The sequence below is a fragment of the Lysinibacillus sp. NPDC097195 genome (assembly GCF_044762075.1).
GTDB lineage: Bacteria > Bacillota > Bacilli > Bacillales_A > Planococcaceae > Lysinibacillus.
Window position 1 is genome coordinate 2,084,023 of record NZ_JBIWDP010000001.1, and the last position, 25,226, is coordinate 2,109,248.

30 protein-coding genes and 1 pseudogene are annotated in these 25,226 nt (G+C 33.4%); 8 read left to right on the forward strand and 23 right to left on the reverse strand.

Annotation, left to right across the window (positions count from 1 at the left end; all coding sequences use genetic code 11):
- Positions 1-55: 55 nt before the first annotated feature.
- The 10 genes and pseudogenes from ACIQXI_RS10850 to ACIQXI_RS10895 all read right to left on the reverse strand — a co-directional run bounded on the left by ACIQXI_RS10850 (position 56) and on the right by ACIQXI_RS10895 (position 9,398).
- The gene (locus tag ACIQXI_RS10850; protein WP_402924457.1) at positions 56-1,012 is read right to left on the reverse strand and encodes an acetyl-CoA carboxylase carboxyltransferase subunit alpha; all 957 of its coding nucleotides are present in this window, start codon (positions 1,010-1,012) and stop codon (positions 56-58) included.
- Positions 1,005-1,853, reverse strand: a complete 849-nt coding sequence (gene accD, locus ACIQXI_RS10855) for an acetyl-CoA carboxylase, carboxyltransferase subunit beta (protein WP_402924459.1) — start codon at positions 1,851-1,853, stop codon at positions 1,005-1,007. The genes ACIQXI_RS10850 and accD overlap by 8 nt, the downstream gene beginning before the upstream one ends.
- Positions 1,854-1,886: 33 nt before the next feature.
- A pseudogene (locus tag ACIQXI_RS10860) lies at positions 1,887-2,425 on the reverse strand (FadR/GntR family transcriptional regulator).
- Positions 2,426-3,251: 826 nt separating this feature from the next.
- Positions 3,252-3,752, reverse strand: a complete 501-nt coding sequence (locus ACIQXI_RS10865) for a DinB family protein (protein ID WP_402924461.1) — start codon at positions 3,750-3,752, stop codon at positions 3,252-3,254.
- 930 nt (positions 3,753-4,682) lie between these two features.
- Positions 4,683-5,411, reverse strand: a complete 729-nt coding sequence (locus tag ACIQXI_RS10870) for a hypothetical protein (RefSeq protein WP_402924463.1) — start codon at positions 5,409-5,411, stop codon at positions 4,683-4,685.
- Between the two features lie 432 nt (positions 5,412-5,843).
- Positions 5,844-6,413, reverse strand: a complete 570-nt coding sequence (locus tag ACIQXI_RS10875) for a rhomboid family intramembrane serine protease (protein WP_402924465.1) — start codon at positions 6,411-6,413, stop codon at positions 5,844-5,846.
- 297 nt (positions 6,414-6,710) lie between these two features.
- The gene (locus ACIQXI_RS10880; RefSeq protein ID WP_402924467.1) at positions 6,711-6,929 is read right to left on the reverse strand and encodes a hypothetical protein; all 219 of its coding nucleotides are present in this window, start codon (positions 6,927-6,929) and stop codon (positions 6,711-6,713) included.
- 188 nt (positions 6,930-7,117) lie between these two features.
- A complete protein-coding gene (locus tag ACIQXI_RS10885; protein ID WP_402924470.1) occupies positions 7,118-7,960 on the reverse strand; it encodes an alpha/beta fold hydrolase in 843 nt (280 codons plus the stop codon).
- A gap of 193 nt (positions 7,961-8,153) precedes the next feature.
- Positions 8,154-8,732 carry a hypothetical protein gene (locus ACIQXI_RS10890; RefSeq protein ID WP_402924473.1) on the reverse strand — a complete coding sequence of 193 codons (579 nt, stop codon included), beginning with the start codon at positions 8,730-8,732 and terminating at the stop codon, positions 8,154-8,156.
- 258 nt (positions 8,733-8,990) lie between these two features.
- A complete protein-coding gene (locus ACIQXI_RS10895) occupies positions 8,991-9,398 on the reverse strand; it encodes a hypothetical protein (RefSeq protein WP_402924475.1) in 408 nt (135 codons plus the stop codon).
- A gap of 308 nt (positions 9,399-9,706) precedes the next feature.
- Here ACIQXI_RS10895 and ACIQXI_RS10900 point away from each other — a divergent pair, with 308 nt between their 5' ends.
- Both ACIQXI_RS10900 and ACIQXI_RS10905 read left to right on the forward strand, forming a co-directional pair.
- A complete protein-coding gene (locus tag ACIQXI_RS10900; protein ID WP_402924477.1) occupies positions 9,707-10,024 on the forward strand; it encodes a hypothetical protein in 318 nt (105 codons plus the stop codon).
- A gap of 76 nt (positions 10,025-10,100) precedes the next feature.
- Positions 10,101-10,463, forward strand: coding sequence for a hypothetical protein (locus ACIQXI_RS10905; protein WP_402924479.1), 363 nt, complete (start codon positions 10,101-10,103; stop codon positions 10,461-10,463).
- A gap of 129 nt (positions 10,464-10,592) precedes the next feature.
- On the opposite strand, the gene ACIQXI_RS10910 is transcribed toward ACIQXI_RS10905, so the two are convergent.
- Positions 10,593-10,733 (reverse strand): hypothetical protein, encoded by a 141-nt coding sequence (locus ACIQXI_RS10910; RefSeq protein ID WP_402924482.1) that lies wholly within the window; start codon positions 10,731-10,733, stop codon positions 10,593-10,595.
- A 266-nt stretch (positions 10,734-10,999) separates the two neighbouring features.
- Between ACIQXI_RS10910 and pyrF the strand changes: the two genes are divergently transcribed.
- A complete protein-coding gene (gene pyrF / locus ACIQXI_RS10915) occupies positions 11,000-11,947 on the forward strand; it encodes an orotidine-5'-phosphate decarboxylase (protein WP_402924484.1) in 948 nt (315 codons plus the stop codon).
- 452 nt (positions 11,948-12,399) lie between these two features.
- Here pyrF and ACIQXI_RS10920 read toward each other — a convergent pair whose 3' ends face one another.
- The 4 genes from ACIQXI_RS10920 to ACIQXI_RS10935 all read right to left on the reverse strand — a co-directional run bounded on the left by ACIQXI_RS10920 (position 12,400) and on the right by ACIQXI_RS10935 (position 15,846).
- Complete coding sequence (locus ACIQXI_RS10920; protein WP_402924486.1) at positions 12,400-12,756, reverse strand: hypothetical protein; 357 nt, start codon at positions 12,754-12,756, stop codon at positions 12,400-12,402.
- A 258-nt stretch (positions 12,757-13,014) separates the two neighbouring features.
- Positions 13,015-13,533 (reverse strand): hypothetical protein, encoded by a 519-nt coding sequence (locus ACIQXI_RS10925; RefSeq protein WP_402924488.1) that lies wholly within the window; start codon positions 13,531-13,533, stop codon positions 13,015-13,017.
- A gap of 195 nt (positions 13,534-13,728) precedes the next feature.
- Positions 13,729-14,661, reverse strand: a complete 933-nt coding sequence (locus ACIQXI_RS10930; RefSeq protein ID WP_402924491.1) for an ornithine cyclodeaminase family protein — start codon at positions 14,659-14,661, stop codon at positions 13,729-13,731.
- Positions 14,662-14,862: 201 nt separating this feature from the next.
- Positions 14,863-15,846 (reverse strand): phosphotransferase enzyme family protein, encoded by a 984-nt coding sequence (locus tag ACIQXI_RS10935; protein WP_402924493.1) that lies wholly within the window; start codon positions 15,844-15,846, stop codon positions 14,863-14,865.
- Positions 15,847-16,392: 546 nt separating this feature from the next.
- On the opposite strand from ACIQXI_RS10935, the gene ACIQXI_RS10940 reads away from it, so the two are divergent.
- Positions 16,393-16,881, forward strand: coding sequence for a magnesium transporter (locus ACIQXI_RS10940; protein WP_402924495.1), 489 nt, complete (start codon positions 16,393-16,395; stop codon positions 16,879-16,881).
- 392 nt (positions 16,882-17,273) lie between these two features.
- Here ACIQXI_RS10940 and ACIQXI_RS10945 read toward each other — a convergent pair whose 3' ends face one another.
- The 3 genes from ACIQXI_RS10945 to ACIQXI_RS10955 form a co-directional block, all read right to left on the reverse strand.
- Positions 17,274-17,432, reverse strand: coding sequence for a hypothetical protein (locus ACIQXI_RS10945; RefSeq protein WP_167395904.1), 159 nt, complete (start codon positions 17,430-17,432; stop codon positions 17,274-17,276).
- A 212-nt stretch (positions 17,433-17,644) separates the two neighbouring features.
- Positions 17,645-18,043 (reverse strand): iron chaperone, encoded by a 399-nt coding sequence (locus ACIQXI_RS10950; protein ID WP_402925742.1) that lies wholly within the window; start codon positions 18,041-18,043, stop codon positions 17,645-17,647.
- Positions 18,044-18,207: 164 nt separating this feature from the next.
- Positions 18,208-18,444: a hypothetical protein gene (locus tag ACIQXI_RS10955; protein ID WP_402924498.1), complete on the reverse strand. Its 237-nt coding sequence runs from the start codon at positions 18,442-18,444 to the stop codon at positions 18,208-18,210.
- 226 nt (positions 18,445-18,670) lie between these two features.
- On the opposite strand from ACIQXI_RS10955, the gene ACIQXI_RS10960 reads away from it, so the two are divergent.
- From ACIQXI_RS10960 to ACIQXI_RS10970, 3 genes are all read left to right on the forward strand, one after another.
- On the forward strand, positions 18,671-19,633 hold the full coding sequence (locus ACIQXI_RS10960; RefSeq protein WP_402924501.1) for a S8 family peptidase: 963 nt from the start codon (positions 18,671-18,673) through the stop codon (positions 19,631-19,633).
- Positions 19,633-20,442: an endonuclease I family protein gene (locus ACIQXI_RS10965; RefSeq protein WP_402924503.1), complete on the forward strand. Its 810-nt coding sequence runs from the start codon at positions 19,633-19,635 to the stop codon at positions 20,440-20,442. The genes ACIQXI_RS10960 and ACIQXI_RS10965 overlap by 1 nt, the downstream gene beginning before the upstream one ends.
- Before the next feature lie 103 nt (positions 20,443-20,545).
- The gene (locus ACIQXI_RS10970) at positions 20,546-20,641 is read left to right on the forward strand and encodes a putative holin-like toxin (RefSeq protein ID WP_219818977.1); all 96 of its coding nucleotides are present in this window, start codon (positions 20,546-20,548) and stop codon (positions 20,639-20,641) included.
- A gap of 166 nt (positions 20,642-20,807) precedes the next feature.
- On the opposite strand, the gene ACIQXI_RS10975 is transcribed toward ACIQXI_RS10970, so the two are convergent.
- From ACIQXI_RS10975 to ACIQXI_RS10985, 3 genes are all read right to left on the reverse strand, one after another.
- Positions 20,808-21,308 (reverse strand): P-loop nucleotide/nucleoside kinase family protein, encoded by a 501-nt coding sequence (locus tag ACIQXI_RS10975; RefSeq protein ID WP_402924506.1) that lies wholly within the window; start codon positions 21,306-21,308, stop codon positions 20,808-20,810.
- A gap of 357 nt (positions 21,309-21,665) precedes the next feature.
- Positions 21,666-21,995, reverse strand: a complete 330-nt coding sequence (locus ACIQXI_RS10980; RefSeq protein ID WP_402924508.1) for a four-helix bundle copper-binding protein — start codon at positions 21,993-21,995, stop codon at positions 21,666-21,668.
- A gap of 290 nt (positions 21,996-22,285) precedes the next feature.
- Positions 22,286-22,840: a hypothetical protein gene (locus ACIQXI_RS10985; protein ID WP_402924511.1), complete on the reverse strand. Its 555-nt coding sequence runs from the start codon at positions 22,838-22,840 to the stop codon at positions 22,286-22,288.
- A gap of 257 nt (positions 22,841-23,097) precedes the next feature.
- On the opposite strand from ACIQXI_RS10985, the gene ACIQXI_RS10990 reads away from it, so the two are divergent.
- The gene (locus tag ACIQXI_RS10990) at positions 23,098-23,526 is read left to right on the forward strand and encodes a HEAT repeat domain-containing protein (protein ID WP_402924513.1); all 429 of its coding nucleotides are present in this window, start codon (positions 23,098-23,100) and stop codon (positions 23,524-23,526) included.
- A gap of 290 nt (positions 23,527-23,816) precedes the next feature.
- Here the strand turns inward: ACIQXI_RS10990 and ACIQXI_RS10995 are convergent, their stop codons facing one another.
- Positions 23,817-24,299, reverse strand: a complete 483-nt coding sequence (locus tag ACIQXI_RS10995; protein WP_402924516.1) for a hypothetical protein — start codon at positions 24,297-24,299, stop codon at positions 23,817-23,819.
- A gap of 279 nt (positions 24,300-24,578) precedes the next feature.
- A complete protein-coding gene (locus ACIQXI_RS11000) occupies positions 24,579-25,211 on the reverse strand; it encodes a type 1 glutamine amidotransferase family protein (protein ID WP_402924518.1) in 633 nt (210 codons plus the stop codon).
- Positions 25,212-25,226 lie beyond the last annotated feature (15 nt).

Below are 25,226 nucleotides of genomic sequence, written 5' to 3' on the forward strand. Positions count from 1 at the left end.
ATTATTCTTTCTTATAAAGAATAATCGAACTTTATCCCAAGACCTAAAAATAAAATTAAGCTTCTGTATATTGTCCCATCTTTCTGAATTTCTCATAGCGATCTTCAATTAATTGTTCACCATTTAAAGAATTCAATGCTTTTAGTGTGACGCTTATACATTCTTTTAAATAAGATGCTTGCTTCGCAACATTGCGGTGCGCTCCACCCGTTATTTCAGGGATTATTCCATCAATAACGTCGAGTTCTTTTAAGTCAGGTGCTGTTATACGCATTGCTTCTGCAGCTTGCTTCCCTAGGCTACCATCTCGCCATAAGATCGATGCAGCCCCTTCAGGCGAGATAACCGAATAGGTTGAGTTCTCTAACATAAAGACTCGATTAGCTACGCCTAATGCAATTGCACCACCACTTCCGCCTTCCCCAATAACAATACTAATGACTGGTACTGTTAGAATTGCCATTTCAGCAAGAGTTCTGGCAATGGCTTCACTTGGGCCGCGTTCCTCAGCTGCCTTACCTGGATAGGCACCTTTCGTATCAATAAAACAAATAATTGGGCGCTTAAATTTCTCACCCTGCTTCATTAAGCGTAATGCCTTACGATATCCTTCAGGGTGTGGCATACCAAAATTCCGTCGAATATTTTCTTTAGTTGATTTTCCGCGCTGGTGCCCAACAATTGTTACAGGCTGTCCTTCAAAGAGAGCAATTCCTCCAAGAATAGCTGCATCATCACCAAATGTGCGATCTCCATGTAACTCAATAAAGTTTTCACACATAGCTTCTATATATTGTATAGTCGTTGGTCGTTCTGGATGTCTAGCAACCTGTACACGATCCCATGGCTTCATATTGGCATAAATAGATTGTTCTAGCTGGGTTAGACGTGTTTCAAGCTTTTCGATTTCGCCTGTCATGTCTATATCTGCCTTTGTAGCAAGCGTTTTTAATTCATCAATTTTTTCTCGTAATTGTACTACCGGTTCTTCAAAAGCTAAATTTTTAGACATGCTGCACACCGCCTTTTGTATGCATTTTTACAAGCATTGCTACTTGCTTTCGTAAAACCTTCCGATGGAAAACTGCATCAAGCTGACCATGCGCTAGTAGAAACTCTGATTTTTGGAAATCATTTGGTAATTTTTCTCTTAATGTTTCTTCGATTACACGGCGTCCAGCAAAGCCAATCAATGCTTGTGGTTCTGCAATATTAATATCTCCCACAGAAGCAAAGCTTGCTGAAACGCCACCGTAAGTAGGGTGTGTCATGATTGAAATAAATAATAGTCCTTCTTCACTATGACGTTTTAATGCCACACTCGTTTTTACCATTTGCATTAATGATAGAATACCTTCTTGCATGCGTGCGCCACCACTAGCAGTAAAGATAATAACCGGTACACGTAATTCAATAGCTTTTTCAACGGCACGTGTGATTTTTTCTCCTACAACGGAGCCCATTGAGCCCATACGGAAATGAGAATCCATAATGGCTACAACAATTTCTTCTCCATCAAGAGTACCTAACCCAGTCAGTACAGCTTCACTTAATCCCGTTTGTTGTTTAGCCACTGAAATTTTTTCTACATAATCAGGGAAATTAAGTGGATTACTTGTTTGTAAATGATCATCCATCGAAACAAATGAACCTTCATCTAAGAAATAGGTTACGCGCTCCTGTGCAGTCATTTTGAAATGATGGTCGCATTTTGAACACACTTTATGATTTTTTTCTAATTCCTTTGTTAACTGAATGTGATGGCATTCTGGACATTTTGTCATAAGCCCTTTTGGAAATCCCTTTTCCTGTCCGTCCTCTTTCTTTTTATTAAATAAGCTACGTATTGCCATGTTTTACTCCCCCTTTGTTGTCTAAATGCCTTGTTATGCATTCATCCACTGTTGGTAAGCTTTTAATGCTTCTTTTTCATAGCCAATCTGCATCGATTTCAACCTAGTTTAAATAATTAATTTTTCTTCTTCTGTTGAGTTTCGATTTAAACAGTCACCGGCATAATTTGCTAAATGAAACCAGACTTTTAGTGAAAGACGATTTCCTGACGTGATGATTATTCCTCGTAAAACATCCCGACAATTAATCGTACTTTCTATCTCTAGCTTTACAAAAACACTATCCCATACTGGTAGTGCTTGCAGAGTCTCTATACAACTTATAACGCGAATGGCTTCCTTTTCATGAATTTGTCGCGTTAATTCGACATCCTTTTTGATTTTTTGTCTTCTAAAATAAACATCGACAATATTTCTACGAGCTGATGCTTTTGTAGAAGCTAGAAACGTTCTCGTGTCAATAAGACCTAATAGCTCTATACTTCGCAATGCCTCTCTCACAGAGGATCGCCCGACATTTAGACGTTCTGAAAGTGGTCTCGTTTGGAAGGTAACTTTTCACCAACCTGTATTTACTCTATTTTAATAAGCTGTCGTAATTGTTGGACGATATTTAAAAACACTTTTCTATGTTTGGTTTTTTTATCCATACGATTAACTCTTTGGTCAATCTATTCCCTTGGCATAATTATTGTTCCCGCTTTCCTTTCGCGCTATAAACAATGCATCCAAAGGCTTTATCTTCATTCAGTAGGTGTTTGGATACCTAATTATAAAGAAACAATCTCCACCATCTTCAGATAATGGCGTCTCTTACTGAATGAATTCAAAAGTGGTCTGGCCACTTTTTGATTTGGCTTTATCTTACAAAATAATTATTTGAAAGTAAAGAAAAAACTGCATAAAAATTTATGCAGTTTCTAAAATTCCCTTTAATTTCATATTCTTTTCGTCGTTTGTACATTTTTTATTTTCACTTGAGGTCTACCAAAGGGCTTTTCAAGCATTATACCGTTCCAAACTATCTTGAAGCTGAATAAAGGCCTTTTGTAACCGGCGATCTAACAAGAAATACGTGCACTTGGCATCGTCTGGACGTGGCCCACTGAGCTTATACCCTGGGTTATTAATCGGAACTTTTTTACATCGTAACTTTAATTCAATGCTACATTTGGGGGCTTGTCAGTGAGATTCCAGTTATATGTTACCGCCATTCAGAACAAGTGGATCGAACAGTCTTCTTTAAAATGATTTTTCGCAGCAGAGCGTTATTTTCTAATAAAAACAGCGACAAATACTGATTTAACAGTACTTGTCGCTGTTTTACATGTTACCAAGCTCTGATTCGGGAACATTATTTTAATGCATTTTTTATAAATGCTTGTTGTATTAAATCCCTCAAGTAAATTCCTTTTCAGGCAACCCCAATATATCTGTATTTTTAGGTATGTAACCAAGCAGACGTAGCATTGCTACAATTTGCCCTTTATGATGAAATTCATGCGTAATAGAATGGATTAGTAATTGGTGTGGTGTTTTTCTTACAGGACCACTATCTACTTTCCATGAAAGCTCTTTTTCGATAATATCATTATATTTTTCACCGAATTGTTCAAATACAGTATCTACAAATATATCGGCTTGTTGAAAATATTCTTGTATATCGCCTATTTGCATATTATTTATAGCTGCCTTTGGTAACAGTGGTGAAGCTGTTTTAGAAAGCACAAACGAACCTAGCCAAGCATGATAACAACCTGCTACATGAACTAAGGAATCTCTGATACTTAGAAATCCAAATCCAAACTCTTTTGTAAGTTCATTTTCATTTAATTCTTTACACTGGTCTAATAAAATCTGTCGCGTTTGTTTTACCAACTCATATTCGTGTTTTTCCATAACAATCTCACCTCGCCGAAATAATAAATGACAGAACATTTAGTTTAAATATAAATACATTTCTTCATAAAAAAGTCAGTTTTTTTTATTTTTCAAATCGTTTATTTTAATAACACCATAATAAACAATCCAAAATAAGAGAACTATAAATACAGAATAATTCTTTTTACTTTCAGGCAATAAAATTAGAGTTACAATATATATTAAAACACTAGGAACGAGTAATACCCAATACAATTTTCGTCTATTCATTTAAAATCACTTCTCCTCTAAGACTACAAGACTATTTATTGACAATATAGTTCTCGCACAAACAACCCTAATAAAGGAGTCCTAAATATAATGTTTGTTACACTAAAGAATCCCATTAGTGAAATACCAAAACTACTTAATATATTGAAGTACTAACTGATATAACGCTACGCAAAGTCCTAAAATACACGCTTTCATTTTAGATGGATGGTTTCTTTCACTGCGAAACAAGTATAAGAAAACTACTACAAATCCCAACGGAATCCATAGCTGAAAGACACCTTCTTTGTATTGCGAGAAAAAATCGGAGTTATGTAAGTACTTATAAGAAAGTAAAAGAAAATCATAAAACGCCTTGTTTCTAACTGCTTACTCCACCTTACTAAAAGGAAAATAATAATTATTGCAATAATCGTTATGTGTAAAGGGGGTAGCATAATAGAACCGTTCCCTAATTTGAATTCCATTCTGAATTAACCTCCTTTTTTATAGTATAACCTTCCCAAAGTGTCGTTTGGAACCTTTCGGTAAAGAATGTTATTCAACAATCTAGCCCTTTAATGCAAACGAGCGCTGATCCTTGTTCCGGAAAGCGCCCATTGTTGAATAATCCAATGATTTTTTATTAACTGGGAATATTTAAAGCAAAAAGGGTAAAAACCTATACACATGGTCCATTCAAGCTCTTTTTGATTTTTCCTTAACAATCTTATAAATCCCTTTCCGATCGCGGAGTACACATCCATTTTTCTCAAAAATCTTAATCATATAGGAATTGTTCACGTCAGTGCTGCCAACATAAAAGTTAGCTAGGAAATTCTTGAGTAATACTAGACTAATGTTATGGATTTTTATCCCCAGTCCTTGCCCTCTTAAATGGGGGACTACGCCAAAATAAAATAATCTTCCCTCGTCTTCTGTCCCCATTTCAATATGAGGAATACTTATTCCTATTAAAGCATCAGCCTTTGTAAAATAATAACAATGCTGCCGCCACTCTGGTCCCAATTCATTTTTAAGCGAAATCATAACTTGATCTATTGACTGATTTATATTCTTATTAGCAGACCCCAATCGGCAAAGGTCATATAATTCCCCATATTCCCGGTCATCTAGTAATCCTTCCGAAAGAGAATGCCAAACAATTTCATCATCCATTTGCGGTAAATCTGCTAGTTTCCTTGTGTACTCAACAATACTAGAAACCTTGCAAAACTTTTTCTGAAGCAATAAGCTTTCAAAACTTTCATCCATAAGTAAAGATAAATAACCAATCCCCAGATGGTCCCATTCCTCCAGAATTTGTATAAATTGTTCTAAGTATGCTTCCTTTGGAATATCATCTTTTCTGATTTGATCTACGAGCCAATATTGTTGTTTGTTTTTAATGATATTAAATAAGTTCAAGTTGCTCCCCCTTAATTACATAGGCATCCACGCCAGAAGATCATACCTTCTTTAGTTGAGAATGGTTCTAACATAAAACCTAATCGCATTTGTTACAAAAGCCTCCCCATAAGATAAAGGGGTTAAACGATATCCGTTTAAAATAATAATAACTACATCTATTAATAACAAAGCAAAACATATTTGCCTTTCTTCAAAGCTAACCACCTATTTCTTTTTCTTTTTAAGTTTATGAACTAAATTCTCATTCTATTAATTGTATTGTTTCAAGTTCTACAACTTCATTTTAGCATTAATAACCAATTTAATTAAAAAATTGTTAATCAACAATATGGCCCTTTAATAAAAACGAGCGCTGATTCTTGTTACAGAATCGCGCCCGATTGTGGAATATAAAAATGTAATTTAGCATAAGGGATGTAAATGATATTTTTATAATAATATACCGACAACTAGAAATAGGAAGGTAAGAATCACACCGATAACAACTCCAATCAAATGTACCCTGAATGCACCCAAATTAAAAAAATTGCCTATAATGAAGTACCCAATTGTAAATTGAACTGGGTAGGATTTAAAGTTTAGATTTAAGACAATTGAATCCTTGAAATGTAAAATAATAATACAAGTTATCAATGCGTAAATTCCTGGTGATGCACCATTTCCGTCCGTATAAGATATAAGAATTGAATAAATTATGTAAGTACCGATATTACCAATTAAATAAATGATTAAAAAAATCAAATGGCCGATTTTATCTTCTAAAATAAGTCCAACGTAGTAAATTCCAAAAACATTCGCTAATAAATGCAAAATATTTTTATGAAAAAATGCTCCTGTTAAGATTCGATACCATTCATTTTGTTGCATCAGATTAAAGCTTTTGCCACTTCCAAATAGAAATAGATTCCCTTTAAATACGAGCCTATCCAAAATGAATATTGAAATATATAGAAAAGCAAGTACCAATGAAACAATTGGTAGATTCCCGTTATTAATCATTATAAATCAACTCTCCCCCTAAAATTAAATAACAACTTAATTTCATTTACTTATATTACCAAATTAAACTTAGTTACAACACCATTTGTACCCTACTCAATTCAGAAAGCAGTGCATTTTCAAGACACTTCTTTTGTATAGCTCGTTGTATTCTAACATTAAGAGTTTTACTCCATAATAATGTCACCTTCTCGTAAAAAAAGACGCTTTCCTTATTACGGAAAAGCGCCCGATTGTTGAATACCTATAAAATTATTTCAAATTTACTTTGTCACCTACGCATCGGTTAGTTAAAAACTAAGTGCTGCTTTTTATAACTTTACCAACACCAAAAGTGACTAATAGGATTAACATTACAGAAAAGACCAAAGCCCATATATTTCCTTCTCCGAATAATGCAGTTAATACCGAATCACCCGATGGAACTCCTAACGTATTCAGTAATGGTAATCCCAAAATTACTGAAGCAAAACTGATTACAAAAGTTAATATAAGATTCCTTTTCTTTCTTACCACAATTTTCACCCCCTCGCTGACTACCTTAACACAAATTTCGGAATTATCAGTAAAATAAAGTGGTTAAAATTTACTTATTTTAAACTGGATGTAAGCCGAATCTGTCTTATTTTGAATTTAATTAGAAAACAATCTTCATTTTAACAGTATTTCTAAGATGTCGGAAAACTTTAACTGGAATACAAATATCAGTTAAATTTATTAACAAAAGTTCTATATTCTTTTAAAAAAATTTCTTTTTCTTCTAAAAATGGATAGTGATTACTTTCACTCATAATAACTAAAGTTGAATTTGGAATTAATTCACTCATTTCTATTGAATATTCTAAAGGACATTGAACATCGTACTTGCCGCAAATAATTAGAGTAGGGGTAGAAATCAAGTTCAATTTTCTAGTAACATCAAATAACTGTAGTTCTCTATCAAAATAATTCAACCTAGTGACAGCTATATCTTTGGATATATTTAATGAAAAATAATCTTTATAATTATTCGGTTTATATAAAGAAAGCTTTGTACGTTCAATTTTTAATTTGTTACGTTCATCTAAAGAAAGAGGTTTATTTTTAATTAATTTCAATAGATTTTGCATTTTATTGAAATCAGGGTGTTCGCTATTATAAATACAAGTTTTTGAAAATGTCAAATAATCTCTAGCAGCCGCTCCAACAATAATCTCAAAGTTAAGTGATTCAGAAAAATAAATTCCATACACTACCCCAAGTATTCCTCCAGTAGAGTGTCCAGCAAATGCCCATTTTTCAAAATCTAACGCTTTTCGAATAGCTTCTAAATCAAAGACTGTCTCTAATAATCCTAGTTGATATGGTTGTTCTGCTTTTACCGAATTACCACACTCTCTTAAATTCACTAAAAATACTTGATGATTTTCTATAAATGATCCCGCAAAATAATCTCCTGAATCATTAAAAGTCGAATAATTATGAGTAACACAAAGAGGTGTTCCCTTACCTTTCACAAAGACTTCAAATGTCCCTCTTGGTGTCTCAATTGATTTTTGTTCCCACATCTTTAACACATCCTATTCGTAAAATAGCTCAATGTTCCAATAAATAAATCCCATTATACACTTTCGGAATACTAAAAAATGGATAAATATTTACAAATTATTGATAAATGTTACTCCACAATCTGGCCCTTTATTGCAAACGAGCGCTGATTCTTGTTACAGAATCGCGCCCGTTAGTTGAAAAAGAAAATGGTTACTTCATCGACTGTCTTATAAATAAGCCATGCTCTTCAATAATTTTCTTACATGCTTTAAATCCTACTGCTGTCTTAGAATAGACAGGAAAAGACAAATCATAATTCCCAATTATCACTGTTTCAAGAGCAGGAAAGAAAAAATTTCCAAAATAAAGTTCATTCACTGAGAGTTTCGTTAAAAAGACAAGAGTTTCAACGTCACCTATTTTATAAATTCCCTTGTTATTGGAAATCAGCTTCCGAAAAAAACTTGCTTCATTTCGATTTAAACAGCTCAATATATACTTCAACTCTTCTTTTCTAATAGCCTTTTTATTAATGTATACATATACCTCTTTTTCTCCTATATGAAAAAGATTTATAAAGGTACTAACAAATTTAGCACTGTGCTTTATATTATGGCTTATCCTTACCAACTCACTAGCCTCTTCTTCATTAAGCACACGATTAAATACATCCATAATACCGATATAATTGTATAGATTACTTGGCTCTTCAAGGAGATGAACATTAAACTTCTTAAACTTTGAATGAAGTGTATCGATTTCAACATTTGTTGCCAATGTTAACTTCATATTTTCACCCCATTTTATGTTTGTTCTAATAATATCTTTTATCACCTTGTTAAACTAAACTGCACTGTTAGCTTAAGAACATTGTTTTACAGAATTACACCAAACCAATATTAGCATAAAACTCTATTTAAATTTAGAAGTGTTATTCAATTAAATGGCCCTTAAAAGCGCATTCCTTTTTAAAGAAATGCGCCCGATTGTGGAATAAAGTTCTGCCACTATTAGTTAGTTTTGTGTAATTAAGCTGCCATACCTATCTCAATCAATTTCAATTTCAAGAAGTTGTTCAGTTGTATTTAAGTATTTTATTGTACATTTTTCTTTTCCTTCTTCAAGCCATTCAAAATCGTCTCTTGAAGCAGAAACTGTTACATTATTTACAATTATCTGTAAGCCATTGTCTGTCCCAAAACGCCCACCGGAACCTAAGTCAACTATCTCACAAATCCCACTTTCAGTTTTTAAATCTCCTTTTAGTAATTTAGGTAAATCCAATAAATACCCCATCACTAAACTAAAACACAGTAAACCAAAAATTGAAAAACCTATAATTGCTATCCAAAAATCCTTATGATTCCTTTGTTTTTTTATAAAAAAAATAATCAAAAAAACAGTAGTGACTAAGCCTATTGATGAAAAAAGTATGGTTTGATAATAATCATTCATTATTTAATCTTTCTCCTATTCAAAAATAACTCCACTTTTCCAGACTTTATATATTATACTTCTTTAACACCCCATTAGCTTATTCCATAATATGGCCCATTAATGAAAACGAGCGCTGATCCTTATTACAGAATCGCGCCCGATTGTTGCATTAGACTAATGCAAATTTACAATGTTAAGCCCTATAAAAAGCTCCCAAATAAGATTTCGGGAACGTTTGGGAATCTTCTAAAAGGACTTTTGATACTTTGTGGCGAAGATGTCTCTTATAAAAGACTAATTAATCCTTGGTAGGAAAGGAAGATACGATGCTTTCTCAAAAAGAAATTGAAGCACTTTTTCAAACCCCAAAAGCGATTGTACGTAAAGGAAATGATAGTGACATAATGTTAATCACTAATTATGTAAATACACTTTTACAACCAGTAGATAAGGAACTAAAAAATATTCTAAAACAACCTGAGCGATACCATATCGAAGTAACCGAGGAAACAATTGAGCATATTTCATTTTCCATCGCTATAAAAAAATCAGTAAAACAGTACAAGCTAGAAGATTCGTGTTTTATAACGATTCCAAATAAACTTTTAAAAAAAGGCACCCAAATCCCGCTTTGGGAAAAATGAAAATTTTTATATAAATGGACATTGGAATTTAAGATAATAGAGCTATGTATTAAGGAAAGACGAAGGAGTTGTTAATATGCCTCATGTTCATGAGTTTGGAATAATTGATAGTATAGAAGAGATTAAAGATGACATTAGATATGACCCTGAAAAATATGGTTGCATAACCGTAGATGGCGACTTTCTTGACGACCTATGTGCTACAGATTTCGGAAAAAAAATAGACAACTTACAGACATTCGCACATAGCACAGATAGACCGTATAACAATCTCTGTTATTTCGGAATAACATTGATACCACCGAATTCTCATGCTTACTTTTTAAAGATTGTGCGTGAAGCGAACGACGTTTATAAATCAGAAGAACTTGAGAATTTAATGAAAAAAATTGATGAAGCAATAAAAAGAAATAAATGGATGATTCATTTTGGGGATTAATTTGGTTAATTCATTCTCACTATGCAGCATTTTATACAGATGATGCAAACCCTGGATGGAACGGTGTTTATACTTGTTAAGCTTGTTCTATATTTGTATAAAAACTTGTATAGCAAGTCTCTTATCGAATTAATCAGTACCTTTTGTTACTCCACAATCTGGCCCTTTAATGCAAACGGGCGCTGATCCTTGTTCCGGAAAGCGCCCATTGTTGAAGATCGTTTCACCTAAACCACCAGCAATTGAAATATAGGATTGAGAATAATACAAATTTAGAAAGTCTCTATATACAGGTTTTTATTCATATAACATCTCTACAATATTTTCTGCATAATGTAGAAAAGTCTTATTGTAAACTCTCTTTATATACCTTTGTAAGTGTTTCTTGGCTTTTGTGTCTACCCTAACTTTGATTTTAGAACGTTTATAATATTTATTTTGTTTGTAATTTTATATTCTTTATTTTTGAATTGAAAGAAAATTATAGAGGGATAATGTATAATTGAATTGTAAATCAAATGAATTGAGGGATAATTATGGGCAATGTTCATTTTGCTGATCGTATTTGTTCAGAAATAAAAAAGAAAAAATCACACGCGGTTATAGGTTTAGACCCTATTATCGAACGTGTACCTAAGTTTATTTTAGAAGAAGCCGAACAAAAATTGGGGAAGTGTGATGAAGGAGCTGCTTTTGCACTACTTACATTTAATCAATTGATTATTGATGCAATTGAATCAGAGGTTGCGATTGTAAAACCACAACTCGCCTATTATGAAATCTATGGTGCTGCTGGTATAGATACATATTGGAAAACGGTTGATTATGCCCAGAAAAAAGGCTTGTTAGTGATTGCTGATGCGAAACGTGGGGATATTGATTCTACTGCAAATGCATACGCTCGTTCTTTTTTTGGAGATGAATTTAATGAGTGGCAAACGCCAAAAAAAGTTGATTCATTAACTATTAACCCTTATTTAGGAACAGATAGTTTGGAACCATTTGTACAACAAGCTATTTCTAAAAATACGGGTTTGTTTATTTTAGTAAAAACAAGTAATCCATCATCAGGAGATTTACAAGATGTTTTAACACATAAAGGGTCAATAGCAGAACGTGTTGCAAAGCTTGTACATAATTATGCATTACGTGATATCGGAACAAGTGGATATTCTTCTGTTGGGGCAGTTGTAGGAGCGACTTATCCAGCAGAACAGCAAATATTCCGTGAAGCAATGCCACACTCATTATTTTTAGTACCTGGCTATGGTACACAAGGTGGGAAAGGTAAAGATATTACAAATGCTTTTAATTCGGATGGATTCGGAGCGTTAATTAGTGCTTCAAGAAGTATTATTTTTGCATTTGAACAAGAAGAAGCTAGCACATTTGAGCAAGTTCAATTGTCTATTAGACAAGCTGTGAAAGTAATGAATAATGATATTAATATGGCACTTAGAAGCATAGGGAAATTAGACTGGTGAGAAATGAAAAACGTACAACAATAGCTTACCTTGTTGTACGTTTTTCGTTTCTTTCCGTGCCCAAATACAATTTAAGAACATTATTTTGTTTAAATAGTAAAAAGATATTTCTTTAAAGTTAACGTAGAAATGCACCCAAAGCGTCGTTTGGAGATATTTTTTTGCTTACCATAGTAAATCAGTATAAATCTGGCTATATCTCTTATTCAACATTCTGGCCCGATTGTTGAAAATCGTTATGAACTAAAGCACAACACTACATTGAAGAAGAAAAAGATAAGATCTCTGTAGAATCTCATCTTTAAGTACAGTCACCGTTACTTGAAGTACAATCTTATAATTAGGCTGTGTTAAAATTTAGTGTTGATTTTTTGATATAAATATTGGGAAGCCATTAGTAAAGGCTTCCCAAACAATAATAATATCTATTTTCATCTATCTTTTAGAGGCGTTTAATGAAAGTGGTATAACACCAAAATAGGATTTTCTTTATCGCTTACCCAAAGCTCAACAAAAAAGCAGTATCCATTAGGGAAATCATTTAAATATGCTTCATCATCAAGGCTAATATTATCTTTATATTTTGTACTCCATTCAGACTTAAAATCATTAATCAATAATCGTTCTAATTTACTTATTTGTTCTGTTTGATAGTTACAGATAAATATTTCTTCTACCACGCCATTAAAAATCATTTGTCCAAGTTCCTGTAACGTAGGATTATTAGAGAGAATTTTACTTGAAACTAATACTTCATCGTTATAAATCTGATTTTTTCCTTTGTCTATGAAATAGCCTTTTCTTATCACAATGCTCAACCCTTTATGTTTATTTGTTGTTCTAAATATTAAATTTGGATAGACGCATACTGTCATAAGCAATGAAGATTAAACCAAATAATACTCCTAATGCATAACCTTTTAGATATTTTTTCAAAGCAATATATCCTTACAAATATTTTAGACACACTATTATATCAAAATGCCTTTAAATCGTAGTTTGGAAAACTTTTCTCGTAGAGTCACCAAAGTCTGATTTGAACGTTTATTAGGTTTAGTTTGTATGCTTTATAAATTCTTTTTGAAATTAAACTCAATTAATTCAGATAAATTATATTCTTTTTTTATTTTTTCATTTTTATAATTAGTCCAAGAAACAGTAATTTTTTCATTACTAAACGTTTTTTTAATATTATCATCGCTTAAACCTTTTGTATAAAAGACAAAATCTTGGTGGTATGTTGCAAAATTTTCACTTACATTATCTTGAGTATGCCAACTACCATACAAAAATCGTGAGCTACCATCTATCTCGTTTAATGCTTGTTGCAGATTCTCGAATTTATACATTTCAATATTTCTTTCCTTTACTGAATCTGTATGTTCCATATTGAAATTAAACTCAAAAAATTTAAAGTCTTCTTGCTTTGGTTCACTTAAATCTTTCGTAGCACTAATCTTTTTGTATTCTTCTTCACTCACTGGAGAAACTGTTGCCCCAATTTCTATTTCTGGCTTTTTATCATTACAGGCTGTTAATAATATTACACAAATTAAAATATCGAAAATAAAACTGAATTTTTTCATAAGCCCTCCTATACATTAAAAATTATTACATTTATTAATATATTATCCTTTTGTTCGATAGGGGTAAAGTTACCAAAGCGTCGTTTGGGGACTTTGCTTTACTTACCGCTGTAAATCCGCATAAATCTGGCCCTTTAATGCAAACGAGCGCTGACCCTTATTACAGAATCGCGCCCGATTGCGGTATATTTCAGTTTACTTTTTAGCCAATTTTATAATCTCATTTGCAACTACTACTTCAGTGCCAGACAACCCTACAGAACAAAACAGTGTCATATCCCTGTTTGAGGTCCTACCTAACTTTTCCCCTGTCACAACATCTGAAAGCTGTACAATATTATTTTCATACGGCGTATCAACTAAAAAATGAGGTGTTGAATAAGCATTTAACTGTTCAAGAGAATCAGTCGTAATCACGGAACTTTGGCTCGCTATCTCGATAGGAATCTCACTTCCGTTTATCGACTTCGGTCCAACGGTATTGATATGTACACCTTGCTTTAACCACTCTACTTCAAGTACTGGAGAAAGGCTATTTGTAGCACAAATAACAATATCAGCATTTTCAACACATTTTTTTTGTGAATCCACTGGAAAAACCTCAATGCCAAGTTTTTCAGTCATCTCCCTGGCAAATTTCATTCGACTTTGCTCATTTCGGCTATATACCTGAATCTGCTTAATATCGCGAATTGCTACGGCTGCTTCTAATTGGGTACGAGCTTGTGCGCCTGTTCCGATAACAGCCAACTGTGTCGCATCTGGACGAGACATGGCTTTAATAGCAACACCGCCAATTGCCCCTGTTCGAATAGCGCCAAGTGAATTACCTATAATTATTCCTTTGAATATTCCCGTTTCGGAATCGAATACAGAAACTAATTGTTCATGTCCTGGATCATCATTTGAGTAGGTATCGTAAACTCGAAATCCTGTTACTTTTGAAATACCTGTAGCAGCTCCCGCAGTGAAAACCAAGCTTCCATTCTCTGTTTCTAGACTAAAACGTGGAGGGGAAACAAGGCTGCCATTTGCCTTCTCATAAAAAACACGTTCAATTGCGTTGATAATAGACTCCATTTGTGTGAACTTTAAAACGTCTGAATCTGTTAAAACTTGATATGACATATCTCTCATCCCTTCACCTTCAAATAATATTATGTGAAATCGTTATGCGGCAAAATGGCCAGATTATGGTGCATTGCTATGCGACAAAAGCGCCCGATTGTTAAATATATTATTCAAATGAAAACCCAAGAAATGTCACAGCATTTCTTGGGCATTTGTAACTTCCTAAACTTCATTCAGGAACATTTAAAATTCTTGTTACTATGATTTTTGAAATTTATTTCTTAATTTGTCTGCGACGCTAACCAACTTTTTCTTTAACTCATCAAACCAAAGTGGAGTTTCATTAATTTCTCCGTAATCCAAGGTTTTCAATAATCGGGCATACTTATATAAGTTTGCATATCTTTGAAACTGCTGAAATTGCGCCACTACATCATTTTCTAAAATCATTTTGGTACGATAGCCATTCAAAAATGAATGAGTCAATAATTTTGATTGAGGATCATCATTGCCAATAAAATCATCAAGTGCTGTTACAATATCAAGCACATACCAGTGATAAACGGCATCATCAAAGTCAATAACATTGAAATGTGGGTAATTATCCTCTTCAAAAAACAGATTATCTAATTGAAAATCATAATGTATCAATCCGAATACATCCTTGTCAGTCGATAATGATTGAAGCCAATTCGTTATCTCACTAAGCTCTTCTAGCGCTAACTCTTCTCCTGGATATTTTTTAAACACACTTTCCATAAACTGTACTGTATCTAGCCAACTCTTTCTTTTATTACATACTGGCTCATACGTTTTTGATAAACAATGAAGTGAGGCAAGTGATTTCCCCCATTCCTCCATCTGTTTTTCATTAATTGTATCGTCATCTAAATTGATTCCGTTAGCAACATTAAAGACAACGGCAAAGTACGTACCTTCTGGAGTTTTTAGTGTTTCAATTAATTTTTTATTTTTTGATTGAATTGGTGTTACTGTTGGAAATCCATTTGATTGTAAATATTGCATAAACTCTAATTCTGCTCTTATTTGTTCAATCGAATTATCCTGTTCAAAACTAATTCTTAAAAAATATTGAACTTGATTACATTGAAAAGCATAAACATAGTTTGAACTTGCACGCCAAAGTCCCAAAGTTCCCTCGTCATATTCCCAAAATTGAAGAAGACTTTGTGCAAATGCATTGTTTGCAACTCCTCTTAACATATTCCCTAAATCCATCATCTTTAATTTTCCTCCCATTGCTAATAGGAGGATTAAATCTTAATTAAGAAGTAATTCCTCTCATTAGCATCCTATTTTGAAATTCTTTCATTTTCAATAAGTCACCCCTTCCGTAAGTTCCGGCTATAAAATCTATTCGCCATTGTAATTTTCTTTCGACACAAGATTACAATTCCCTCTTTTTATGTTCTAATTTGGTAAATACATAGAACTGAACATTGAATTAGTTGGAGGAGAAATTCTTGCAATGCATCGTTATGTAACATTTCATCATAAAGTCCTTTATTCAACAATCTGGCAGGATTGTTGAATGACAATGAAACAAATATGTGCGGCTTTGGTATAGAGAGTGAAATAGAAAATATCCATTTTAGTACATTTATTTCGTGAATATGGCCATTAGCGTTGTAAGCAGGATTATTACACAAGGGTGGTATCAGTTTACAAAGGATAAGTAAAATGATGTTACTAAGCGACGGGTTGGGAATGTTATACTTAACGAAAAGCAAATGAATGTTATAAAATTAAAATTTTGGAGGTATTTAAATGAGCTATTGTTCATTTATAGCAACAAATTTTGAAATGCCTGAAATAGAATCCAAAGCAAAGTATATAACGGTCAAAGAAGCTATTGAATTAAAAATAAAACCGCATGAATTGGTACCTTGGGAAAAGATGGATCCGAATACCCAAGTATTATTTGTTGAAGATGAAGAGGATTTAAATGAGTTAGTCATTAATAAAGACTGTTACTATAATGTAAGTGAATATACTGGTTATCCATTTATATATGAAGTAAATTTCAGCTATACAGAATTAAAAGTAAAGCAATTATTGGATTACTTAAAAGACAATATTAGAGAAGGACAGATAATAGAGCTATGGCGAGTATGGATTGGTCATGATGATAATGAACTAAATATCCCGTATAGTAGGTTTAATCATAACGAATTATCTCTTAATCATCTGTTACAAATGTATAATTGGAACAATGAAAACTATAAAGAACAATATTGTATAGTATTAGAAAAATAAAATTGTTGTAGAAGCAGTGTTGCCCAATTGTAGCTTTTCTACAAAAATCTTAGGAAGAGCTACGCAATCCTTTAGTTTAAGGGCAAGCGAGGCTCTTTTATAATTTCTTAAAATCTTAGTTAATGTGAGCAGATTAACAGGTCAAGCATCTAAGCGTCATCCTTTGCCAGTTACCTTAAAGAGTGTTATTTCTTACAAATCAAATGACTTCACGCCGCTTTCAAAAAACAAAAGTATATATAATAAACTGCTTATTGACACTCGGCTACATGGCTTTATGCTCACCTTCTTGAACTCATCCTTCACAATCTGGTCCTTTAATGAAAAGGAACGCCCAATTGGGACCGTTATTATGTATTCGTTATAGATCCTTGCTGCACTAATATGAAGTATTACTGTCTCTTTTCAACAAATAACAAAATTAGTGTTGCCAATGGTCCTAATACAAGTGAAAGTAAGAACCAATTTAACCCCGTTCTATTTTTTCCTTGTGCAAGTGCAGCATTAATCAGTGCCAATGTTCCCCAACCTACAAAATATTGGTTATCCATCATCAGTCCCCCCTTTTATATTTAACTATACTACAATATTAGGTGAAAAAAGCATCCAAAGAATCGTTACAAAAGCATGTTATTCAATAATCTGACCCTCTAATGAAAACGAGCGCTCATCCATATTGCAGAATCGCGCCGATTGTTGAAAAGTCCTGTTATTATAAATTTTGTTACAGTTCATAAACAAAGGGAAATTTGCCATCTACAAATTATTTCTTTTTTATTTTACCTTCCACTTTACTTTGGTTTTCAGCAACTCTAAATTTTACTATTTTACTAATTATTCCATAAGGGATAGGTTTTCCAAGTGGGAATTGAACTGCTCCTTTAGAGGTTTTATATCCCGATAATTCATGCTGAAAATTATTAATGCCGCTTGAAGTTGGGTAGAAGCCTATATGGTTTTTGTATGCAGCAAAATGTACCAAATTTCCGTGTAATACAAAAGTAGGCATTCTGTAACTTATTTTTTCCTCGGCATTTGGCGCTGATTCCTTTATAACCTTTCTTATAGTTTTTAATATTTCTTGAATCTCTTGAGGATATTGTAAAATATATTCATCAATTGATTCGGAATGTTTTGTTCCATAATATGCCCCCTTGTAAATTTAAGTATTTATAGGATTTTAAAACACTTTATTATTAAAGTAAATATTCTTCATCTATTTCTCACTCTCCCCCATTTTTTCAAATTTAATGTTGCTTGATTTAAAAGCCTTTATTGAAAACGAGCGCTATTACTTATTCAAAATCGCGCCCGTTTGTTGAAAATTTAAAATTCTATTTTTCCCCTCGATTGTCTTTCAACAAAATTTCTGTATCCCAAATACAAATTCACCATTTTCTTATTTGCTCGAATTGTAACGTTACCCACGCATTGTTTTGGATTTTTATAGTTCTTTTCACCTTCGCTAAATAGCGTAGAGAATAGATTTTCTCCTTCAGCTAACATTGTATCTTTAGAAAGTTTATGTACACGTATTACATTAGTAAGCATCTTCTGTTCCATGACTTCAACTTCTCTAATGCAGTTTATTTTAAGTACATCCAAAACCTTCAAGATGTTATCATGCGATATTGACTAATAGAAACCAATACTATTTACACTATTAAAATTCTGATATTTTAGATAAAAATACATCTATTGTAACTGTTATTCAATATTCAGAATTGTTAGAATATTATTAGTTACCAATAATGCACTTAAAACCTAATTTCTTTCAGGAGGGATACGAATGAAGCAAAAGTTACATTTAATTCCGTTTCAAGTGAATGAAGTGGTCGAAGTGGTCGAAGTTGTGCCAGAGGGTATTGAACTTATTGCAGCACCAAAAGTTTGGGAGAATTCTAAAGGGAAGGGGATCACAGTTGCGATATTGGACACAGGCTGCGACATCACCCATCCTGATTTAAGTGGGCGTATTATCGGCGGGCGGAATTTCACTCATGATGATGATGGACAACCTGATCGATACATCGATTATAATGGCCATGGAACCCATGTGGCTGGCACAATTGCTGCAATCAATAACTACACAGGAGTAGTTGGTGTTGCACCTGAGGCAAGTTTATTGATTTTAAAAGTGCTTGATAAAAATGGATCAGGGCAATATGACTGGATTATAAATGGTATTAACTATGCAGTTGAACAAAGGGTAGATATCATCTCTATGAGCCTCGGAGGCTCTGTCGATGTACCTGAGTTACACCAAGCTATTCAAAACGCAATCACTCATCAAATACTAGTCGTTTGTGCTGCTGGTAATGAGGGAGATGGACTGAGTTCTTCAAATGAATTGGCCTATCCTGCCTGCTACAATGAAGTCATCAGCGTCGGTTCCATTAACCTGCAACGCAGATCTTCTTATTTTTCAAATTCGAATAATGAAGTCGACTTAGTAGCCCCTGGTGAAGAAATCCTTTCAACGTATTTAAACGGAACTTATGCAAAACTAAGCGGAACTTCTATGGCAACACCGCATATATCTGGTGCACTTGCACTCATAAAAGACAATGCCAACAGAAACTTTGAGCGAAAACTGACAGAGGCTGAGCTGTATGCACAATTAATAAAAAGAACGATTCCTTTAGGAAACTCGCCAAAACTCGAAGGCAACGGCATGCTGTACTTAACAACAGAGGAATACTTATCGGATGTGTTCAACCAAAAATTATCTGGACAGGCGTTGAAAATATAATGGAAAAACTAGATTTGTTATACTGTGAATGGGAAACGGCCAAGGCAGACTTTTTAAACTATCAGGAAAATCGACCCTATTATGACGAAAAGAAAGATAAGGAAGTCAGAAATCAATATTATCATAGCATTTCATTCACGAATTCTAGTCTTTTAGACAGCCTTCACACATTGCTTGAAAAAACACATACAGATCAGTTAAACTACAGCCCGCACCGTTATGTGTACCCCTGGGTTGATTTACAGGAAAACGGTTCATTGAAAAGTCTTTATTCTGGAAAAAGGATGGATCCCCTTTCTGTCATAGAGGAGGACGTTCGGCTCCACGAAATGCAGGCAAAAGGGTTAATAAGCATCTTATCGGATAATCTATTTAACTGTGAACATGTAGTGCCTCAATCATGGTTCGATAAAAAAGAACCGATGAGAGGAGACTTGCATCATTTATTCGCCTGCAATCCTACCTGCAATAGCAGTCGAAGCAACTACCCTTACTACGATTTCCATGATTATATCCCTGAACGATTCATTTTAGGAATCAAAGATGGTTGCGGCAAAGCTGAAGAAAGTAAATTTGAACCAGAATACGGCAAAGGAATCGTTGCTAGAGCAACACTCTATTTCCTAATTCGCTATCCAAACATAATAAAAAAAGAATTAGAGAATGTCTCCTTATTGTTAAAATGGCATCAATCTTTTCCAGTATCTATCTATGAAAAGCATCGCAACCTAGCTATCCATGAACTTCAAGGCAATCGAAATCCATTTATTGATTTTCCAGAGATTGCAGAATGTATCGTAACAAATTAAAAAACACTAATTCCTTACATGTAGTAGGTCGAAATATTAAGGGTGATTGGTCATCTTTTATTCCAAAAATTCGTTTTAAACGAAAATAAAGGAGATGGTCCCAATGACAGTTTATGAGTCTATAACGCTCATGTTTAGTTTCGCTACACTTATTGTAACGATTCTTGCGTTGTCATTTACTTTTTCAAAAAAAAAGTAAATCACCCTCTATACCTTTCAAGGTAGGGTGAATTACTAGCATGCCAATCGCCTTTAATGTAATTATCTAAATCCGAACAAACCTATTACCATTAATAGTAACTATTGTCGGTCTTTTCTGGCACTATTTACATATTTTATGAATCTTCAAGGATATGTTGCAAACCTTATTGTTCTTCCCCACTAAACTCTAAAATATTTAAACCCTCGGATACTTCTGGTTCTTCAAAAAAATTAGTAACATGAGTAAACGTCTCTTCTGTGTCAAAAGTTGCTCTTTCGGGTTGTTCAATACACCTTTGTGCGATTTGACGTAAGCATTGCTCATTATTTAAATTAAGAAAAATTAGTTGATGGTTTGCATTTACCTCTGATGCAATATCCAAAAACCATTTACGCTGTTGTTGAGTATTGCCTGGAAAATCCATAACTACATCTGTACCAACACTTAATATGTTTTGGACATGCTTTTTCATCATCGGCTTGAGTTGCGCTGAGAATTGAAGGTAGTCCTCAAATGTTGTAATCTGATTAGGGTAAAGAGATGCAAGCCATTCATCCTCAGATAACAATACTGCTTGCTTCTCTAAAGCCACTTGTTTTGATTTAGTCGTTTTTCCTGCCCCCATTTTTCCACAGAAAAAGTATAAAGTCCCTAGTTTTTTCATTTTTTATCCCTCCATCATATTTAATCGAATATTTCCTTATCTTGTAATACTATAATTTACAACCTAGCTTAATAATAATTGTTATGTAATGAAATTGCATACAAAGGGATTATTAATACACTCACCTATTATCCTAATATCAAATTTATCGTTTCTTTAATTCATAAAGAAACCTATCCTTTTTTCTAAATATAAAGGGGTAGCGATTAAATCAATTCCTTTTACAATTTGCTTTTCAGCAAGATTTACCTTAATAATTGTTTTGTATCAAAAAAAGAGACGCCAAATAATTGGACGTCCCTACTCGTGAAAAAGTACATCATGTTGGTTATAATATTTTTCAAGCAAGAAAAGAAATTAAGCAGCTAGCTTTCTGCAAGCTTCTGCACATTTGAAGCAAGCTTCCGCACATTGCTGGCAATGTTCATGATCATGTTTCTTACACTCATTGCCGCACGCCTCGCATATTGTCGCACATACGGATGCAAGCTCTGAAGCAAATGGTGTATTCCGCGCTAACGCTTGCTCTAAAAAGTTACAGATATCTGCACATTCCCTGTCTAATCTGATGCATTCGGCCATCATCTTTACATCGTCTTCCTTTAGACAAGCGTCAAAGCAATGATTGCAGGCAGCCATACATTGGTGTAAAGTCTGGATTAATTCTTGGTGTTGTTCATGTGACATATTCGATTCCTCCTAAATTTTAAATGTTACTCTCTATAAATATACCCCTACAACGTATCTCAAAACATAAAATTTCAAAATAAGGATGATGGAGAGGATGGAATACAAAAACACCGCAGTTTACTATGAAAGATCATTTTTATAACTTATACAAGAATTTTTTTCAGCTGAAATAATAAAATCAATTAAATTCATCGTTTTATTTTGTAGCAGAACGTTTTTATTATACTTAATTGATTTTATAAATTGGCAATTATGGAAGCTGAAATCCCATCAGTTTCTATATCAGGTTAAAATTTATCAGATTCAAAATACGGTTCAATACCTATTTCTTTTAATAAGTATTTGTGAGGGCTATGCTTTTCCGCTAAATGTTTTTTAGGAATCAAAATTTCTTCTCTTAAACGTTTAAACACATTAGGGTTATGTTCAGGAAACCATTCTTCATAACTGATCCCTTTATTCTGCTCAATTTTTATTAAAAAATGGATTATATCTTCAAACATATATGGAAATTCTTTTTCTATCTGTTCGTGATGGTCTAAAAATGCATGAAGATAATCTTTAAAGCGGTAAAAACGCTTTTGCTTTAAAGGATTCGAACTCCGTTGTTTATTTTCTTCCCATTCTTTAACGGGCTGAAATATAAAGAGAGCACCTGTTTCCCAAGCCCCCAACATACAAGTAAATGCAGCAATCGCATATTTTCTAGTTTCAAAATCGGGGTCGCCAAAATATTTATAATAGTGCTCTCGATACCTAGAATAATCACAACTAGTATGATAACCGCCAATAGCAAAACCTTCCAAACCCCGTTTTGCTTGTTCAATAATAGTATTCGCCAACCTACCTTCCTCCTCCATTATTTAACTATACTGCACCGTTAGCTTGAGTACCCTGTTTCCTAAACTAACACCAAGATTAACATAGAATCCTAATTTAAATTTAGAATTGCTGAATCTTTGTTACAGAGTCGCATCTGATTTATTAAAAAGCCCTTAATATAAGTATCGTCTTCGCTATTTTCACCAAGACAACGTATAATAAGAAGAGCAGAAGAAGAATTCATTTTTCCTCTAGTGAAAAAAAGAGGTGCACTAATTTGAAACAATTTGAAACAGCATTACCTGAGCAGTATGAAACATTAAAAAAACAAGCCAATTATACATCTAGCTGGCGAGAGCGTTTAGCCGCAGTTGAAATATTATCGGCTTATCAACATGACAAAATTAAAGATATATTAAGAAATCGGATGGAGCATGATACTGTTAATAAGGTCCAATTAGCAGCCTATGAAGCACTTGTGGCGCTAGGCGAGGACATAGAGAAGCCATCGCCTGCACGTTTTGATATTATTAAAGGAACAGACAAAATTTTCCTACGCGTTAAAAAAAGCTTGCCAAAGGACCATATAGTGGAAGACTTTGCGGATAAACTTAAACGTATGCGTTTAGATGTCTATGATGCTTATGAAGGCAACAAAGGTGCAGAATTTATGGACTGGTTAGAGGAACGTTGGGCAAAACTATAATCAGTAGCTTTGCTATTTATGAAGGCAAGTCATTCTCTCCGCATGTGGAGGGAATGACTTTTTTATATTACGCGGAGGTTCATCGAAACTATTATCTTGTTAGTAGCAAAGGGTAAATTTATCTTCTGGCCAAATTGTCAGTTCATATAAATATCATGAAAAAGCGCCATACAATATTCGTTATCTTTTATCAATTTTTCCTCTTTATAGTTCGAAGTGGTCAAATAAAGGATATAAAACACTAGTATGCAATATTTAAAATACAAATTAGGAGATGGACAGTATGATTTTTAATCTTTAATTACTTCAACCTCTTTTATAGCATTTGTCAATTCCGTTGAGTTTTTAGTAATGGTATGCCCCTCTACAAGTGACATTTTATGTTCTCCATTTGATAATGATATAAAATTCAAATCTTTTTTGTTCTTATCAAAATAAATAGTGTACTTATTTTTACCCACGGTATTTAATTCCCAACTGGCTCCTATGCCTAATACAACACTGTCTGATATTCTCTCTGCATAATACCCTTCTTTATTTTCGATTAGTTCTGCAACAAAAAATACATCCTCTTTCGACTGTACTACTAATAACTCTTCCCCACTTTTTGTTAAAATTAAATCAATATCCCCTTTAATATCTTCCTTTTCAATAAAAGAATTCAGGGATTCTTCTTTAGAAGAGTAATGTTCGGCCTCTGTTCCAGAACAAGCTGATATAAAAAAAAATGCCAAGACAAGCGAAATCATGCCAAACTTCTTAATGATAATCACCACCCCAACCTATTGGATAAAAAAAAACGATTCCTAACCTGTATTTTACTATAAGATTATTTTATCCTTTTTCATGCACCTACAGCGTCGTTTGGGAACTTGAATTGCTTACCGTTTTATAATCGCTTAAATCTGGCTGGTCTCCTTATTCAACAATCTGGACCTATTGCTGAAAAGGCACAATTCCAATTCAAGAATTGAGCCCTATTGTGGAAAACATTTATGCTATAAAGCATGATTATTATTTGAACGAATAAAAACTACTAAGATTTATTAGTCTCAGCTATTAATTGAATTCATTAACTGGAAGAAGTATTCAGGTTTATGCGTCTTATTTAGGTTATACCATGAATGTAATGTGTCACTCGAAAATACATCTAATTTTTTGAGTACTTCCATTGCAAATTCTAGAGGTGCTAGTCCGGAAGCAGTAATCAAATTATCACCAGATACAGCAGGCCTCATTTCATAAAAATTTTCGCCTTTATAATTTGGACAGACCATTTTAATATATTCTAAGTCATTGCTAGTATGTTTTCTAGTATCTAAGTATCCCATATTCGCAAGGGCCTCAGTTGCGCCACAAATTGCAGCAACATTAGTGCCAATCTTTAAAGCTTGGCCAATTCTCTCCAAGATAGGTTGATGGATTTCTTCACTCCATGTCGTCCCTCCTGGTAAAATTAAAAGATCTTTACTCCCAAGATTACATTCATCAAGTGAAATATCTGGTTTTATACTAAGTCCTCCCATTGTAGTAATAATTTCTTTATTAGCTCCTACTGTAATTACTTTTAAAGCTGCTAAATCTTTTTTGAAATATCTTCCTGAGTTTAGTTCAGCTATTAAATACCCATATTCCCAGTCCGACATTGAATTAAATACATATAAAAAAACTTTTTTTGTTTTCATTCAATAACACTCCAA